This is a genomic window from Achromobacter ruhlandii, from assembly GCF_902859695.1.
GTDB lineage: Bacteria > Pseudomonadota > Gammaproteobacteria > Burkholderiales > Burkholderiaceae_B > Achromobacter > Achromobacter ruhlandii.
The window spans coordinates 1-16,225 of record NZ_CADIJL010000024.1 but is presented as its reverse complement, the minus strand read 5'-3'; the positions used below and the strand labels follow the sequence as shown (position 1 = coordinate 16,225).

General features: G+C 59.7%; 12 protein-coding genes and 1 pseudogene. 12 read left to right on the top strand and 1 reads right to left on the bottom strand.

Annotated features, from left to right (window positions below):
• Positions 1–1,004 precede the first annotated feature (1,004 nt).
• The 12 genes from HV742_RS23165 to HV742_RS23110 all read left to right on the top strand — a co-directional run bounded on the left by HV742_RS23165 (position 1,005) and on the right by HV742_RS23110 (position 13,183).
• Positions 1,005–1,475, top strand: coding sequence for a TcpQ domain-containing protein (locus tag HV742_RS23165; protein WP_175146453.1), 471 nt, complete (start codon positions 1,005–1,007; stop codon positions 1,473–1,475).
• A gap of 35 nt (positions 1,476–1,510) precedes the next feature.
• A complete protein-coding gene (locus HV742_RS23160) occupies positions 1,511–3,370 on the top strand; it encodes a secretin GspD/PilQ domain-containing protein (RefSeq protein WP_175146452.1) in 1,860 nt (619 codons plus the stop codon).
• A gap of 8 nt (positions 3,371–3,378) precedes the next feature.
• Positions 3,379–4,422, top strand: a complete 1,044-nt coding sequence (locus tag HV742_RS23155) for a prepilin-type N-terminal cleavage/methylation domain-containing protein (protein ID WP_175146451.1) — start codon at positions 3,379–3,381, stop codon at positions 4,420–4,422.
• Between the two features lie 16 nt (positions 4,423–4,438).
• On the top strand, positions 4,439–5,107 hold the full coding sequence (locus HV742_RS32480) for a type II secretion system protein (RefSeq protein ID WP_175146450.1): 669 nt from the start codon (positions 4,439–4,441) through the stop codon (positions 5,105–5,107).
• A gap of 6 nt (positions 5,108–5,113) precedes the next feature.
• A complete protein-coding gene (locus HV742_RS23145; RefSeq protein ID WP_175146449.1) occupies positions 5,114–5,923 on the top strand; it encodes a hypothetical protein in 810 nt (269 codons plus the stop codon).
• A gap of 10 nt (positions 5,924–5,933) precedes the next feature.
• The gene (locus tag HV742_RS23140; protein WP_054473460.1) at positions 5,934–7,865 is read left to right on the top strand and encodes an ATPase, T2SS/T4P/T4SS family; all 1,932 of its coding nucleotides are present in this window, start codon (positions 5,934–5,936) and stop codon (positions 7,863–7,865) included.
• 59 nt (positions 7,866–7,924) lie between these two features.
• Complete coding sequence (locus tag HV742_RS23135) at positions 7,925–8,980, top strand: type II secretion system F family protein (protein ID WP_054473459.1); 1,056 nt, start codon at positions 7,925–7,927, stop codon at positions 8,978–8,980.
• A gap of 1 nt (position 8,981) precedes the next feature.
• On the top strand, positions 8,982–10,301 hold the full coding sequence (locus HV742_RS23130) for a hypothetical protein (protein WP_131726789.1): 1,320 nt from the start codon (positions 8,982–8,984) through the stop codon (positions 10,299–10,301).
• 10 nt (positions 10,302–10,311) lie between these two features.
• Positions 10,312–10,842 carry a hypothetical protein gene (locus HV742_RS23125; RefSeq protein WP_054473457.1) on the top strand — a complete coding sequence of 177 codons (531 nt, stop codon included), beginning with the start codon at positions 10,312–10,314 and terminating at the stop codon, positions 10,840–10,842.
• 10 nt (positions 10,843–10,852) lie between these two features.
• Entirely contained in the window at positions 10,853–11,428 is a 576-nt protein-coding gene (locus HV742_RS23120) for a hypothetical protein (protein ID WP_131726788.1), read from the top strand.
• 262 nt (positions 11,429–11,690) lie between these two features.
• Positions 11,691–11,927 (top strand): helix-turn-helix domain-containing protein, encoded by a 237-nt coding sequence (locus HV742_RS23115; protein ID WP_054489040.1) that lies wholly within the window; start codon positions 11,691–11,693, stop codon positions 11,925–11,927.
• 26 nt (positions 11,928–11,953) lie between these two features.
• Positions 11,954–13,183, top strand: a complete 1,230-nt coding sequence (locus tag HV742_RS23110) for a tyrosine-type recombinase/integrase (RefSeq protein ID WP_217482416.1) — start codon at positions 11,954–11,956, stop codon at positions 13,181–13,183.
• 2,644 nt (positions 13,184–15,827) lie between these two features.
• Here HV742_RS23110 and HV742_RS32135 read toward each other — a convergent pair.
• Positions 15,828–16,225 (bottom strand): annotated as a pseudogene (locus HV742_RS32135) (hypothetical protein); the annotation flags it as partial.

Here is a 16,225-nt window from a genome sequence, read left to right as displayed (position 1 = left end):
TAGGTGTGACTGCTGATTACGAGGATGACCTCCCCGCGCCCTACGTCCGCGTGTTCCTTGCGCCTGCTCAAGCCGTCCAACTGTCTACCTCGACGCGCACGGGGGCCAACACGTCGGCTGCATCCGCCCTGTCCAGTGCCGATGTTCAGGTCGAAATTGCCAGCCGACTAATCGCCATCAGCCAGTCTGGAAAGCTGGAGCCACAAACGGCTCTGATGTTGATGCAGAACTTTTTGGGACCTCAAGGCCAACGCCCCGAACAAGCAGGCGAAGCCCGTTCCGATCGTGCTCAGTCGGCGACCGTAGGCTCGCGGCCAGCGGAAGTAGCTCCGCATTGGCGGAATGCCGATGGTTTCCCTGCCGCAGCGCCGATTGCGCGGGCACAACAGCAGCAGGCGCAATCGCAATCTCAGCGCATAAGCCAGGGCGGCCAATCATTGCCGGCTGCACTACCTATTGTGAGGGAATCTGATAGCGCGGTCGCATCTTCTCCCCGCACACCGATCGCGAGGCCCGAGGTGGCTCGGCCACAACCCACGATGGCATCGGCATTCAGACTTGCTCCGACCAGCGAAACCGATGTCACCGCGGCATTTGCGCGGGCCACAGCGCCCTCTGTGGCACCGCGAGTGGAGACGCCGCCGGCGCCACCCGCCCAAGCGATTGCGGCTGCTAGCGCGTCCGCAACATCTTTCGAGTCGATAGAGAAGTTTTTTGGAGTTACCACTGCACCCAAACGCCACGAGGGATTCAGCGCAGCGCGATACGTCGCGGTGGGGCCGGCGTTCTCGTTCCCGGCCAGCGTCGATCAATCGAGCGGAAGGGGATTAGCCACGGCCCCGGAGGGAATTGCACCGGCACCGGCACCTGCAACCGCTCTGCCGATCGCCGTTGCATCCATGGCGATACCCAACGTCCCATTGGCGACCAACGAGAAAACCGGTCCACAGGTGTCGAGGGATTCCCCGCCACGCGCCGGCGATGAAACCCCAGCCGGCGCAAGAATGCCCACACTGACAGTGCACGCTAGCGTGCGTCTGGCAGGCGAGGTGGCATTGGCGGACTATCCCAGCGGCGCGGCGGAAGCGATCGCCTCGGGCGCGGCCAAACGCACTGCGTCCCCCAGCCCCGCTGCGCCAGACGCGGACGGCGCGCATGTAGGTGTTGATCCTGACGGTACCAGCGCCGCCATCAGCGACGTTGCTGAGCAGGCGGCCACCCCCGCACTGCCAACGTGGCATCTGGATGCGCAAAAGACGCTTCGCGACAACCTTGAAGAATGGGCGACCACAGCAGGCTACAGGTTGAAGTGGGACGCTTCCAACTACATCCAAGTCGTCACGCCGCGAACCTACTCCACCGAATTTCTTAGCGTCGTGAAGTCGGTTGGTCAGGCTGTCGCTTCGCTCGTGCATATCGAGGTCTATCCAGACGCAAATCCTCCGGAGATCCGCGTTTCCGACGCCACGCAATAGAACGCTCTACGCCATCTAAACAACGGACCAACCCAATGATCATTCACCGCATTTTCATCGCCGCCGCGGCCTCCTCTTTGCTTGTCGCGTGCGCCACAAACTACGACAAGGAGGCGCGGGAGTTCCATGAAGGAGCCACTAAAGGCCTGGACGACGTGAAGGAACAGCAGCGCAAACAAGAGGAGATTGTCCGCGCGGGAGAAGTCCCTTTGGAATTCAAGCGGTTGTCTGAGGCCGAGCAAGAGGCCAAGCAACACGCTTGGCTGCGCGCCAAGAAAGTCACTTACGTGCCCAAAAATGCGGTCAGCGCCATGGAGATCCTCAAGGTGCTGCGCGCCCACGGCATCAACATCGCCACCTCACTGCCGTTGGATAACTATCTCTACAGCGGGCTGGGTGTGACCCAGCTGGATGGCGAGACCGCCCTCAAGACACTCCTACTTCCTATGGGCCTCGACTACCAGCTGGACAACCAGGCCAAGGTCGTAGAGATCATTCCCATGCGCTCGCAAACGTGGACGATCAACATCGGGAACCGCACAAGCAGCTACAGCTCGGCAACTACGGACATCGATGACGAGGATGGATCGCCTACAGGCGCAGGCATGGGCGGAGTCGGAAATACGGGCGCGGCGAACCGGCGCAATAGTTCCGACGGCGACGGTGGCAACAAAAACATGAACACCGTCACCAGTACGGACAATTTCTGGAAAAGCCTCTCCAACGAGTTGTGCAGCCGGCTCGCCACCCTTATCCCGACGGCGGCCAACAATAACGGTGTCAGTTTGAATGCCGCGCCGCAGATCCAAGGCGGCTCGCCAATTGTCCCGGGAATCAATCCCGGAATGGCAATCGGCGGGCGCGTTGGCGCCGACGCGGGCGGCGGGGGGGCCGCCACTTGTGGTGGCCAGAGCGCTGGAGGCAACTCGCTCTACACCGCAACGCGCATTGGCTTGCCTTCGATGAACCCGGAGACGGGCGCAATCACTATCCAGGCCCCCGGCTGGCTGATGAAGCAGATCAGCCCCTACATGGACAGCATTCAGGCCAAGTACAACACCCAGATCACCTTCGACGTGGAGGTCGTTGAGGTCACGACTAGCAAGAGGTCAACTCGCGGTCTTGATATTGCGAGCTTCGCGCGCTTCGCGAAAGGCCGCTATGGCGCCGTCGTCACCAACAACATCCTTGGTGGCGCCACGATCAGCTTCCCGGGCGGGGGAAGCCAAATTCCCAGCGTCAATGTTCCGTCGACGTCGCTGGCGGCGACGCCCACAACGCTGCTGGGCGTCTCGTCTGCCGCAGATGGGCTGCAGATCTTCAACGCTTACATGGACACGCAAGAAAATACTCGCACCATTCAGAAGCCGACGGTTTCCACGACGAGCGGCTCGCCCGCTGAGTTCGACTACCGGACCACCGGTCACTACACGATCAACAGTCAGCAAGCCGCCTACGGCACGAACACGGGAGCGGCCGCCACCGCAACGCAGAACATTCTCGTGCCCTACAGCACCGGTATGCGGTTGCGCATTAACCCGCGCTACGACTCCACATCTGGAATCGTGCGCGCCCAGGTTTCCATGTTGCTGAAAAAGGTCGTGGGATGGGACTCCTCCAACCAGGTCATCACCGCCGGCGAGAAGGTCGTACAGATCCCCCAGCGCATCCCAATCATCAACAAGCAAACGAACAATGCCGAAGTGGTCTTGCGCGATGGCGATTTGATCTTGCTGGGTGGCTTGAGCCAGGAGAACACCAACGACCTTGGCAGTGGCATTCCCGGCCTTAAAGATGTGCCGGTGCTGAGCGCTGTGTTTGGCAACGAAAACAACAGCGGATCCAAGACCTCGATGTACCTGGTCTTGCGCGTAGGCATTACAAAACGCAATTAGGTCGCGACATGAATCGACGTCAACAATATCGCGCGAGCGAACGACAGGCCTCACGCCAGGACGGCTTTACGCTGATCGAAATCCTGTCGTGCGTCGCGTTGCTGGGAGGGCTGCTGTACCTACTGGCGCCCATGGTTCGAGACGGATACAGCGCTCTAGTACGCGCCGCCGATGGACGTCAAGCGCTGAGCAACCAGAACGTTGCCGCGGTGCTTCTTGACGCGGCGCGGACCCGGTCGGTGCTTGGAAAGTTGCCCGAGCCGTACAGCGGCGGGGGCTTGCGCAACGCTGTTCTGGATCCCTTGGATTCTGACCTGGTGAGCCTGTTCTCACAATCTGGGCTGCTGCCGCGTGATATCAATAGCGACGGCACTGCAGCGCAGAACGCGCGCGTCTATCAGCGGACGCCGGACATCTCGATGCAGGTTCCCTTGTACTTCCGCAGTGGGCCGCTCGTGACCCTCGCTTATCAAATTGGCGCGGTGTACAGCACCCGGTGCCCGATCTCGTCAGGTGCATGCGCTGGCGTGGCGGGGATTCCGGGCGCGAGTGCCGCCCTCACCGTCGCGAATGTGGCAACTTGGGCGCCTACGCAACCTGACTACGGCGTGCAGATCTTCAGCACGCTGCAACTCCAACGCTCCATGATGCAGACGACCGTGACAAACGTCGACCTCATGCGCGACAACTTCCAGAACTACTACCGCGAAAGCCAGCGTCTGGCGTCCGCCACGGACACGACGAATTGGTATCCCGCAGCCACCACAAGTCTTGCTGGCCAGAATCCCGCCACAAACCAAGGTTGCTACGACGGCTGGTATGACCTCTCCAGTTCTTCGGTCAACGTGCTAGCCCAAATCGGTATGGATCAGGCCCGGTACGGGAAGACCCAGTGGGGCGGGCCCCTGCAGTATTGCCGCGACTACAAGCCAACCGCCGTCGGGCCCAACAAAGTTCCTCACTACGGTGCTATCCGCCTCAACGCCAACGTGTCAGCTGGGGTCGCACCGGATTCTTCAAACCCCACCAACAACGTCGTCTTGACCTTCTAAAAGCACCGAGATAACTATGAAACAACTTCACCGCAGTAATCGTACTCTCTCCCCCTTTCCCCGCTACCTGCCCAGCGCTGTGGGCGCGCGAGCGTACCGACGCAAACAGGCCGGCTTCACTCTGCTCGAGATCCTGGTTGTTGTTGGAATCCTTGGGATCCTCGCCTGGATCTTCGCCCCGAAGTTGTTGGGTTCCACGGACAACGTCAAAAGCCTCGCGTACCAAGATATCGCGCAGGGGCTTGCCAATAATTTCCGAATCATCAATCAATCGTGCGGGACCGCCAACATGGTGGCCACGTCAGCAGTACCGACGACGCCGGGGGCCAACGGCGCGCTGCAATTGCTGGTCGACGGCAGCAACGTGAACCCGCTGTATGCAGCCTGCTACGCGAACACGAACGCGCTACCCATGCACGAGTCCATTCAGGGCTCGCCCGGCAACTATCGCCTGGGCGGCTCGACCGTGTCTTTGAGCGATGCTTTTATCAACAATCGAAACGTCATCGCCGTCCAATTCGCGCCCGTCACGGACGCGGTGGTGTTGGCGAACTATCAGCGCTTGTCGAGCACGCCTGGTGCGATGAACGCGACAGCTCTGCCTGCGGGTGCGGATACCACGGACCCGAAGATCCAGTTCTCGGCAGGTGGAAGCGGTAATCGCACCATGACCATCTTCTATTGACCGATCATGCCGCTGCTCCTCCTTGGCGTGGGATTCGCCTTCCTGACTTTTATGCTTACGGGATTCGCCACGTCGGCCGGGCAAGCCCAAGCGATCGACGGCCAAGCCCGTGCCATGGCCACGCGATTCGTGGCTGGCGCAATCCAGAACCAGATCATGGATTTCGGGGTGCCGCCAGCCTCGTTGGAGGAGGCCGCAGGTCGCGCCGGCTATCAAGAGCTGCGCGTGGAAGCTGGCAGGGCTTGGCAGGGGTATGAGGTCAGCCCGATCATGACGGATGGTGTCTGGCAGTTCCGCCGCGCGGTGGTGTTTTCGCAGTTGCCCCGTGATGCCACCGACTCCGCGGCGTACCTCGCAGATAACGAATGTGGCACCTTGCCTTTCTCTTCCCCCGGCCCTTGGTGTGGCAGAAAGCGCAGCCACTGGTGGCTCTACGACAGCCGCAACGATTACGCGAACGAGATCTCTCTCGAAAAGCTTGCGCAGCGGCGAATCCTGCAGAAGTTCGCACGCGCCTATTCACAAGTAATAGACAACCGGCAGGTATTCCCCAAGCCGGCGGGCTCGTCTGCCACGTTGGCCGCACTTGCCGGTTTCGGTGGCACTGCTGGCACCTGCTCTGGCTCCTACATCTGGGCCGGTGTGCCGTTGGACTGCACTGACCTGTTTTCGGTTTGGGGAACGCCACGTGTCTACAACTATTTGACTGAGGACTACGTCGCAATATTGACGACCTCGACCATAAAGGATGCCACAGGCAAAGAGGTGCCCGTGGCAAGCCAGCTCGACGCGCGAGCGCGTCTTTTTGCTCAATAGGATTCGAATCATGACTCAGCAAGACGCTGCCTCGCGCATCCAAGATGTCCATTCACCGTTAGCGGCGCTTCTTGATGGATGGGGCTACCCGGACGCTGCGACAGCGCCGCGAGACCTCGCAGACGTAGCGTCGCAGATCGTTGCCAACCCCGGGCTGCGCGCTGGCGACTACGTCGTTCAGCTGGAATTCGCGACCCAGAGACAGGTGGACGTGCTGATGGATAGCAAGCCCGCGAATGTGCTTACTCTCGAGTACCTGTCAGACAAAATCAGCAATCTACGTCCCAGTATCCAACGGATAGTTGCACTGACGGAACAACGTCCCTACTACACGACACTGCCCGAATCGCCTAGTGCCATGATGGCCGATCCTGCAGTCCGTGATGCGTGCGGGCACGAGTCGGTTCTCATTGACACGCCGAGCGGGCGCCCGTGCTTGGTCTTCACCGACAACGGGCGCCTGAAGGAATTCGAGCAGATGGCCCGCGATATGCGAGCCAACAACGCTTTATATGGGCTCCACCACGCGGGCCCGATTCTGGCTCTAGGTCAGCGTGCAGAGATATATCGACTGGCGAATCTGGACGGCGGCGAGATCGTTGCAAACGACCTCAACAGCCAGACCAATGTCTTCACTCCAGAGAAAGCGACGACCGACCTGCAGCGCATGTTCGTGCGCATGCTGGATTTCGCACATGAAAAGCAGTCCAGCAATATTGCCTTGCAGCCTCAGGCGGACGGTATTGTGATTGCGCGCTATCGGCGGGCTGCCCACATGTTCGATATCCCGGTCGTTCGGCCGTTCTCGCCTGACCAAGGCAACGAGCTTGCCCAGTTTCTGCACCGTATAAGCCAAGCCAAGTACACGGACGACCAGGCGACGGCTGAGGGGCGCCTGCTGGCGCCAGCCGATGGCAACTTGATCTATCGCTCCCAAGAGGCCGAGGTCTTCCTGAGACTGGCCTTCACTCCGATGGATTCGGCTGGCCTGGACATTGCGCCCGAGTCGATCTCAATCCGACTTATCCCTCGAAAGACAACGCGTGTGCAGCTGGACCAGATGAAGATCAAGACCAGCGTCATCAAGGCAATCGAGAGCGCGCTTCGTGAGACCAAAGGACTCATCCTGTTGGCGGGACCGACCAACTCCGGCAAGAGCACGACGATCGCCGGCGCGCTGACGCTTGAATATGACCTGTTCGGGAAGAGCCGCAATCGTCTATCCATCGAACACCCGAAGGAGCGGAACATTCCTGATGTGCTCCAGCATGCCGTGACCGCGCGCAATGGCTATGACCTGATGACAGCGGCCATTCTGCGGCAGGATCCTGACACGGTGTATGTCGGTGAAATTCGAAGTCGGTCTTCGGCTGCTGCTGCGGTCCGGGGCAGTGGCACAGGCTCACTCATGCTCTCGACGATACACGCCGGTGATTCAATTATGGCGGTCCCAACCCTGCGGGCCTACATCAACAATCCGGTGATCGATAACGCTGAAGCAGCAGTTGTGAACGAACACGACATGATCGAGGCCCTCAACCTTGTCGCTGCTCAACGATTGATCTCTCACATCTGCCCCGCTTGCCGGAAGCCGCTAGACCGGAAGGCCTTCCGCACGCAACACGCGCAGATCGAAGACTATTGCCGCAAGCATGGGCTTGCACAACCAACCGACGCACAGTATGCCGCGCTCCAGGGCAACAGCTTCCTTGCCGATCCGGAGGGATGCAAGGAGTGTGATCACACCGGCTATGTGGGCGTGGTGCCGATCAATGAGGTCCTTTCGATGACCCGCGAAGTTAAGGATCTTCTGCATGAGATGTTCGAGCGTCGGACGTTCAGGTACAGCGAGCTGGTTAGGTTCCGTGATCGCAGTCTTTTCGACGCCGCACTGGAGCGAATTTTGCTCGGCGAGTCGCAGATATCGGATCTGTTCATTTAAGGCGTGGCGTCGATAGCTGCGTCAATTCGCAATCCATTTCACCGAGCATCGCATCGTTAATGACTAAGACGGACGAACAACTCGACAAGCCGTTCAGCTTGCTGGAAATTAACCTGGCGGCCATGTCACTCGCGGCTCTCGCGGATACCCTGAGCCTGGATCAGGCCCTATCGGAGCTAGCGAGGCTCCAGCGCAGCCGTGCGACCTTCTGGCTGACGGCAAGCACACATGTGAGGGAGGGCAAGAAGCTCTCTAGCTTTCTCTCTACTTACTGGCCGGCCATGTACGCCGCTCCAGTGGCTATCGCAGAACACGCGGGGAAGCTACCTCAGGTACTCGAGGGACTGGCCCAAACCGCCGAGTTGCAACTTGAGATTCGCAATCTGATGCGCAAGCTGTTGTATCCGATCGCGATGATAGTCGCGGGGCTGGGTGTCAACCTCTTCATGTTGTTGGCCGTAATTCCCGCCCTCACCCTCGGCGACGGGTTTCGCAAGCCGAGCTCGATGATGCAGCTCTCGAAGTCCGTGCATGACTTCCTCACCGGCAACTCGCTGGTCCTACTTGTGGGCCTTTGCTTGGCCGGTGTTGCAGCCTTCCGCTTCGCGAGGCGGCCTGACGTGACGTCGTCGATGTTGTCCAAACTTGATGACATTCCCACCCTGGCTGTCGCTGTTAGGTCACTCTACTTCGGTCTTTGGTCCAGGTACATCAGCCTGATGCAAGACTGCGGCATTCCGCTGCAGGATGCATTACATCTGTCTGAACCGTTGCTGTTGCCGTATATGGTTCCCTCGATTGCTTCCGTGCGCGAGAACTCGCGGATGGGCTACAGGCATGCATTGGATCTGGACCGAATCGACGAAGCGGATCCGCGGCAACGGTTGCCGATACTGGTATGCAACGCCTTTCGGCTCACAGAAAGCACGGGTAATGGGAGCCGTCACTTCGAGCACGCTGCCAAACCGCTCATCAAGTTAGGTATGGATCAGATTAAGCGTTTCCTTAGCTATGGCAACAACGTTGCCAGCATCGCCGCCGCTGTGATCGCAGTGTCCCCGATGGCCCTCTACTTCACGCAAATGTCCGACCTCATTTCCAATGCGATTCGTTGATATGAAAGAAGCCCTCCTCCGCGCTTTGCCTCTGGTCCGCAGAGTTTCTCTGGTTTCGTGGCGGTCCAAGCGTGATGTGTCACCTCGGCGCGGTGCCGCGGCGGCAGATGTGCCGACAACCGGCGGCGGCCGTGATCTGCGCCCGGCGCCTCGAAACGCCGCACCGCAACGTACCGTGCGCGCTCCAGATTTCATAGGAGATCTTACGGGGCTCCAACAGCCTGGCGCCATCAAACCTGAGCGCGCGGTGATAACGGGCGAACTGGTGTTTTCTTCACTTCAGAAGTCCTCGCCAGGGCCAGGATTTACAGCGCTGGTGCCGCGCGTGGTGACACCTTGGTTCAAGCTGCGTAACCCCCGGTTGATGCACCTGTGGGTGCATAACGAACTCGTGGTGAAGGGGCGTGATGCCCGGGTCGCTTTCGCGGTCGACGGCGTTCTTCGCTATGGGAAGCGGACGAAAGGCCGCGCCATCGTGTTCAATGGATATCGGGGGACAAATTGCACTTATTTGCACTGGTACCGCTTCACGAATGGTGAGCTGGTTGATATTCAAGAACGGGTGCTGCGGGTTGACGAATCTAGGTATCAGACTGAAATCAATGCGCTCCTCAGCAACATCGCGGTGGAAGGTGACACGAAGCTCTACTGGACGGATCCCCTGCCCGCGCCGCGGTCTGAGAGGCTGATCCATATCGGCTCGGCGCCCTTCCAACGCATAGCAAGAGTGCCGCTCGCTCGACGGGAACCCGTTTGGCATCGCTTCGGCCCGTGGCTTGTGGCCGCATTGGCTTTGACGGCATACCTAGTCCCGATGGGTATCGAATGGGCCCAGTACTTGCACGCGCGCACTCGATTCGACGAGTTGGCCAGTGCAGGGCCACGGTCCGCGGAGTCTCTGGAGGTCTTGCGGGCCCGTCAGGATTGGCTGGCCTCCGAGGCACCCATGCAGGCAAGGATTGCGCCACTTGCGGGCCTTTTCAGCACTATTGCCTCTCACCCCACATGGCAGATTCAACGCCTCCAGATCAACGCGCCAACCAAAGGTAAAGCGTCGGGTAGCACCGCTGTCTACTCGGCGGCCGCTGGGCAGCAGCCGCCGGATCTGCAGGTCACCATCAGCGTCCCGCGGGAGGATGTTCGCAATCCGCTCGACCAGGCACAAGGTCCGTTGCGAGAGTTGGCGAACGCGACCGGTCTGCCGCTGCGCGTCGCAGCATCGCCGGTCGGCCTGGTAGAACAAGCGTCCGGTGGCGGAAAGGTGTTGTTGATCACTATCGAAACGTCAGCTGACCGCCCGGCGCGGCACATTAACCAATAGGGGGCATCCGATGATGCAAAGCAAGACTTGGCGATGGCTCTGCACCGGCGTCTTTTGTCTCATTACTTATTCTGGCGGCGCCGAGACGTTGGCGCTGGTTCAGTCGCGGGCGAGTGCGCAGCGCGCGGCGACTGATGCGTTGCAAGCATGGACAGACCAGTACAAGGCTCTGCAGCCCGTAGAGGCGGCTTGGGAAATCGCATATCCGATGCAGACGCCCAAGGACCTGCACGCGGTGCTGCAGCTTCTGGGAACGGAGGGGTTGGGCTTGGATGTGCCGGCGCAATTGTTCTCGACCACCGGCACCATCAATCCAGTCGAGTATGAGGGTCAGAAGCTGGGCATTTATAGCTTGTGTGTGCAGAACGGGGGAGGAAACTCAGGGCTGACTGCCACTGCGATCGATTACCCAACGCTTTTCATGGCGCTTGAATCGCTGGCGGTCCGCAAGGACTTGAGCTTTACGCAGGTCAACATTCAGAACGGCGCCGTGCCCAGTATGACGTTGGCCAACACTTGTCTTCTACTCAAGCCCAATTGAAGGCGTCACCATGAAGCGAACTGCTATATCCCCACGAAACGCAGCTGCGATGCTTGGCGTGTTGTGTTGCCTTGGCGCCTATCAGGCGGATCAACTTCTGCGTACGGCTGCCGCTACGAGCATGACCGTGTCAGGGGGAACTCCCGCCGCGCGCCCTGCCCAGCTCGACAGCTTGCAGCAGCTGTACCCCCTTCTTGCAACACCCCAGATCCAGGAGCAGGCGCAAGCTGATGGCACAGGAGACACCCCGCCGGTTCCGCAAACACTGGACCAGCTGTTTGGCCGAGCTGCGCGCGCCGCCAAAGCCGACGGGAAGCCCAAGGCGCAAGAGCCGGTCGACTATTTTGCAGCGCTGAACCAGTCGAAGGCCAAAAACGTGCGGCTTGACGGCCTGGCACCAGGTGTCGGCGCAGTGATAAATGGGATCTTCATCGCCGTCGGAGATCCAATCCCGAGCTTAGAGTATCCCGCAGATGCGGAGCAGAAAAAAATGGTGGTGCCGCGCTTGACGACTGTCGCACCGGCCGGCATCACGATCCGAGAGCCGAATGGTAGCCGCAGCATCGTGGTCACTATTGCGCAGTAGTCTCAGCATGACGTCTTGAGCAGTTTGCAGTGGGCCCGCACATCGCGGGCCCTTCTTTTTGTCCCCTCCGTCCAGCAGTGCAAATGCTCGCGAGGCCGGCAGCGTGGACACGCGCCTCTCTGCGCGCTTGCAGCGCCTTTAAGTGACAAATCACATTATTCATAGTTTATAGGTCTTGGCTTAACGCTCTGTGCTGCTAATTAGCGGATGAAGTGCGTGCGCAAGACACACAAAATGGGAGCTTTTTCACGGCATCAGCCCATTGACCAACCACAACGCGGCACTCGGAAAGGCATTACGCCGACTTAGAGAGGAGCGAAACCTTACGATCGAAACCCTTGCCTACCAGGCCGGGCTAGACCGTAACGGCATTTCGCTGATCGAGGTCGGCCGTCGTTCGCCGACTTTTAACACTATCGCTGCGCTCTTGCGGACCATGAATGTGGGCATTGTGGAACTTGCCCACCTGATTGAGGATGAGTTGAACCAGTCGGAATAGCGTGACCGCGCGAGAAAGGATTTCGCGTGCTTGAAGCACAAACTGAATTCAAGGCCGACTTCGTCGGACCGCCGGCACTTCCCCGCCCCAACTCTCGCCCTACTCTGGCGCGCGTGATCGACGTCTACCGAGTACGTGTAAGCATCCTAAAAAAGGGGTTTGCTCAGGAGGCCTTTCGTCTCCAACAACTGCAGCGTTCGGATCTCGGTGCCTTGGTGCTGAACGAGGTTACGAGCGTGGACATCGCCACCTACCGGGATGCTCGCCTGGCACAGCTCAACCCCAAGACGCTAACGCTGATTTCGCCAGCCACCGTTCGTTTAGAGCTTTCGCTTCTGTCGAACATCTTCGAGGTGGCCCGGATCGAATGGGGGTTTTGCTCGGGGACGAATCCTTGCCGCGATGTGCGCAAGCCAAAGGTCCCGCCAGGCCGCGTGCGACGGCTCACGCCTCGAGAGGACCGACAGATTCAGCGATATGCCTATTCCAGTGCAAACGCGGAGCTGTTCTCGATCATCGTGCTCGCGCTTGAGACCAGCATGCGTCAGGGGGAGATCCTCAATCTTGAGTGGCAACATGTCAACCTACGCAGCCGGATCGTGCACTTGCCGGAAACCAAGAACGGTAGCCCTCGCGATGTGCCTCTGACGACTGATGCGGTAGAGGCGTTTGCCCGTCTTGGCGTAAAGCAGTCGGGGCGTGTGTTTCACTATACGCCCGCGGGTATAAAGTCGACGTGGCGCTACATGCTACGCCGGTTGGGGATTGAGGATCTGCATTTCCACGATCTACGACATGAGGCAATATCCAGGTTGTTTGAGCGCGGCACGCTCGACATGCTGGAAATCGCCGCAATTTCTGGCCACAAGTCATTGAGCATGTTGAAGCGTTATACCCATCTGCGCGCTACCCGCTTGGTACGGAAGCTCGATGGCCAGCGCAATCGCTCCAAGCAGGCCGTCCTAAATTTGCTGCTCCCATACCCCGCTCTCTTGGAGTTCCGAGGGAAGTCCGAAGTCTCGGTTTCATTCCCCGATTTCTGCCCGCCACTAGCGGTCTCCGGCCAAAGCCGGCTTCACGCGCTGCAGCTGGCGCAGAGTGCACTGCTTCGAACGCTATGCACGCTAATGCGTGATGGGGTGCGCGTTCCAGAGCCGGATCAGTATTTGCAGCACGTCGACAGGAGTTCGCTGGTAATGATTGATCCCCTGACGCCGCTGATGGAGGACACTGCGCTCGTGAGCGAAGTCCACTGATACTTTTTTTAGCGTAGATCGCAGCGCAAGCGCGGAACATGCGTCGATCAGGTGGAATGTTGGGTAAGCGGCACCCGCAAGGCCGAGCGCGGGGTATGCGCGGCAACCGCGCCGGCGCCAGCCGCGAGCCGTCGCACGTCGACCTGGCGGGAGGCGCCAAGCGCTGTCCAGCGCCGCTGCGGGAGATCCTGGATCTGATGTCCGTGGCGTTACGACACCGCGCCGAGCGCGGCGCATGCTGGCAGGCGCCCCAGCGTCGGCCTCGAACGAACGCATGTCGGCTTGCGCAGAAGCGCTGTTCGCACCGGCCAGCCTGACCTCGCCGCGGCCTCAGCCTTGCAGCTGATTTGGATTCTGGCCATCAGGCCAGGCGCATCCCGCGCACGTCTGCGAGACCGGGTGGTTCAGGCCCGGCAGTGTCAGGCGTAAGCTGTTCCCGTTCCGCAGTTGGCTTGCTGCGAGATCCGGGGGGAACGACTATCATCGGCTCAACCCACGACTTTCGGAAATTAAATGAGTGACACGACCATTGCACCGTGCCATAAATGCGGTGAACACGAGATTGGGCGCGGTAAGCTAGTGAGCGATTTGCATCCGGGCATCGCTTTCATCCTTTGCGAAAAGTGTAACCATCGTGGGCCGGCATTGATCCCTCCGCGCAACATGTCCCAACAACGCAGACGCAGGCTGCTTCAGGAAGTGATTGACGCCTGGAATGCCGAGCAGGCGGCCTTGGCATCGGCCGCCAAATTGGCGCCCACTGGCGTGCCAGTTTCACGAGGATCTGCAAGCTAAGGGCAATGGTTGGGCCATGATCGCTCGCACGAAGGCTGGGCCGGCAGCCGCGCGCACGCCGGCGGGTGCCATTTGTGGCTACTGGTGCTTCATCGCCTTTGCTATCAGCCTTAAATAGTTCGGTGATGCCGCCCGCGCGCCGCCTGGTCGACTACGCTGGCCCGAGACCTGGCCGACAGCGCCAGGCGGCGGTCAGCGTCGCTGGCCAAGATCCTGCGGCTGAGGTCCGCGGTGGCCACCGGGCCAGGCCGCGCGCCGCGTGTGCCCGCGGCCGCGCCGGCGCCGGCCTCGTTCTGGTGCGCGTCGACTTGGCCGCCAGCGCCAGACGCATGCCAGCGAAGCTGGCCGATTCGCTTCGATTCAAGAGGCACGCGAGGTGCACGACCTCCTGGTGCGTGACTTCAATGACTCCGACACTGATAGCATTAGCGATGCTACTTGGCATGCATACTGCTGCGCGGTAGAACCAAACGAAGCAAATCAAGTTGGCGGTGGTCGCCCCTGTGTGCTGCTTGCCAATCCGGTGTCTGGCTAAGCAGCCTGCCGTTCAAAGGACGCTACTTCTGCCAGGAAGTAGCCACGGGGAGCGCTGACGGCAGCAATCATGGCCTCGGCCCCTTGTTTCTCACTGCCAATCGAAACGGCTACTCCAACTCAGGCCTCTACCTCTACGTGGACGGGAGCCTGATTAGCCGTTCGGCGAATTCCGGTAACGACAGCCCCGGAGGCACAATCGACTCTGCCTCTATCGTCGTGCCGGTTGGTTCGCACTGGTCCGTCCGCTCAAATTCGAAGCCGGAGTATGACAATCGCTTCACTGTATGCCTTCTGACGTAGGGCAGTTCCGATTGATGCTGGCAGCGATAGAACCGCGCCTTGCCAATCCAGTCGTTGGCGTGCCAACAGCGTGGTGGCATATGGAGGGGGGTACGTCCTCGTCGCGGCTCAGTCAGATCCTTCCGCGCAGCACTGCACGCCTAATCCAAGCACAGGTGCGTGTAGCTGCCCGGAGGGCTATCACGCAAGGTTCAATGGGTATGGGTGGGATCGACAACCGGATCCATCCTCATACGTGACATTCGTTTGCGAACGACCCTGAAAGGACCTGCCTGACGGCGTGGAGCGTCTCATCGCCTTGCCAATCCGGTGTCTGGAGAAAAGTCAGCCTTGCGGTGACTGGTAAGGATTCGCAGGCTGGCCCAGTCTCCTCCGTATTGCTCGACTTTGGGCCAAATCCTGGTGACGGGTTACGCTATTTCTGCAAAGACTATCAGGAGGTGCTTGAAGCGACGGGCATAGTGATGTTCAACATTCAAACCGCTGGAATTTCAGAGCAATCTCGTGTGTCTCAACTCGCCGCGTTAGTTGCAATCGACGGACGCGTGCTGGCGTCAAACTACGACATTGCTCAGTCGGACAATGGGGGCTTTAGCGTATCGTCCTCCGCCTCCGACACTCTCTCGGCTGGAAGCCATCAATTACGGATTTGTGCTGCCGCCCGTGCGGTCAGCGGATGGACCGCAAGCTATTCCGTGAGCGTCATTCGATAGCTGCAGCAGGCGCGGCACCACCTTGCCAATCCGGTATTTGGCGCCCACAAGCCCCCACGCCCGTCAAAACTTGGTATTCCGCCGATTCGTCGGGAACCGGGACTACTGTAAGCATGGGCAATCGCAAATATTGTGCCCTGAACTATTCCTGGTACGCGTGGAAAGAACAGGCGGGGGGCTGCTATGTGTTTCAGTCGGGCCTCACCTATTTCCTCAGGGCTCAGGGCGACCCATCTGTTTCAGCAGGGACGGGGGTCTCATGCCAAGCTACTTGTTTTGACTGACAGCAGCCTCATTCTTCAATCGGAACATGCGGCGATGTCAATGTATTCTGTAGTGCCGTCCGCGTAGACCAGTTGAATAGTGCCGCAACGGACGCGCTGAACAGATACCACGGGCCCGTGGGGGCCCACGTTTGGGTAGCCTGGTCCTTGCGGTCCTTGCGGTCCTTGCGGCCCCTGTGGTCCTTGCGGTCCCTGGTACCCATTGAAGTTAATCTGCGAAAGCCAGAGTCCTACGGATCGGATATAGGCGTCGTTGATGTTGATGCTGCCGGCGCTTGATTGGCCAACTGCGTTGCCGGCTCCGCTGGCATTCAGGGCAACAAGAGACCAATCGTTCTGCTGTATCTGAAGACGTCCGGTCATCGTGTCGCCCGATGCGCGCACATATCTAGTCCAAATACCGGATTGGCAAG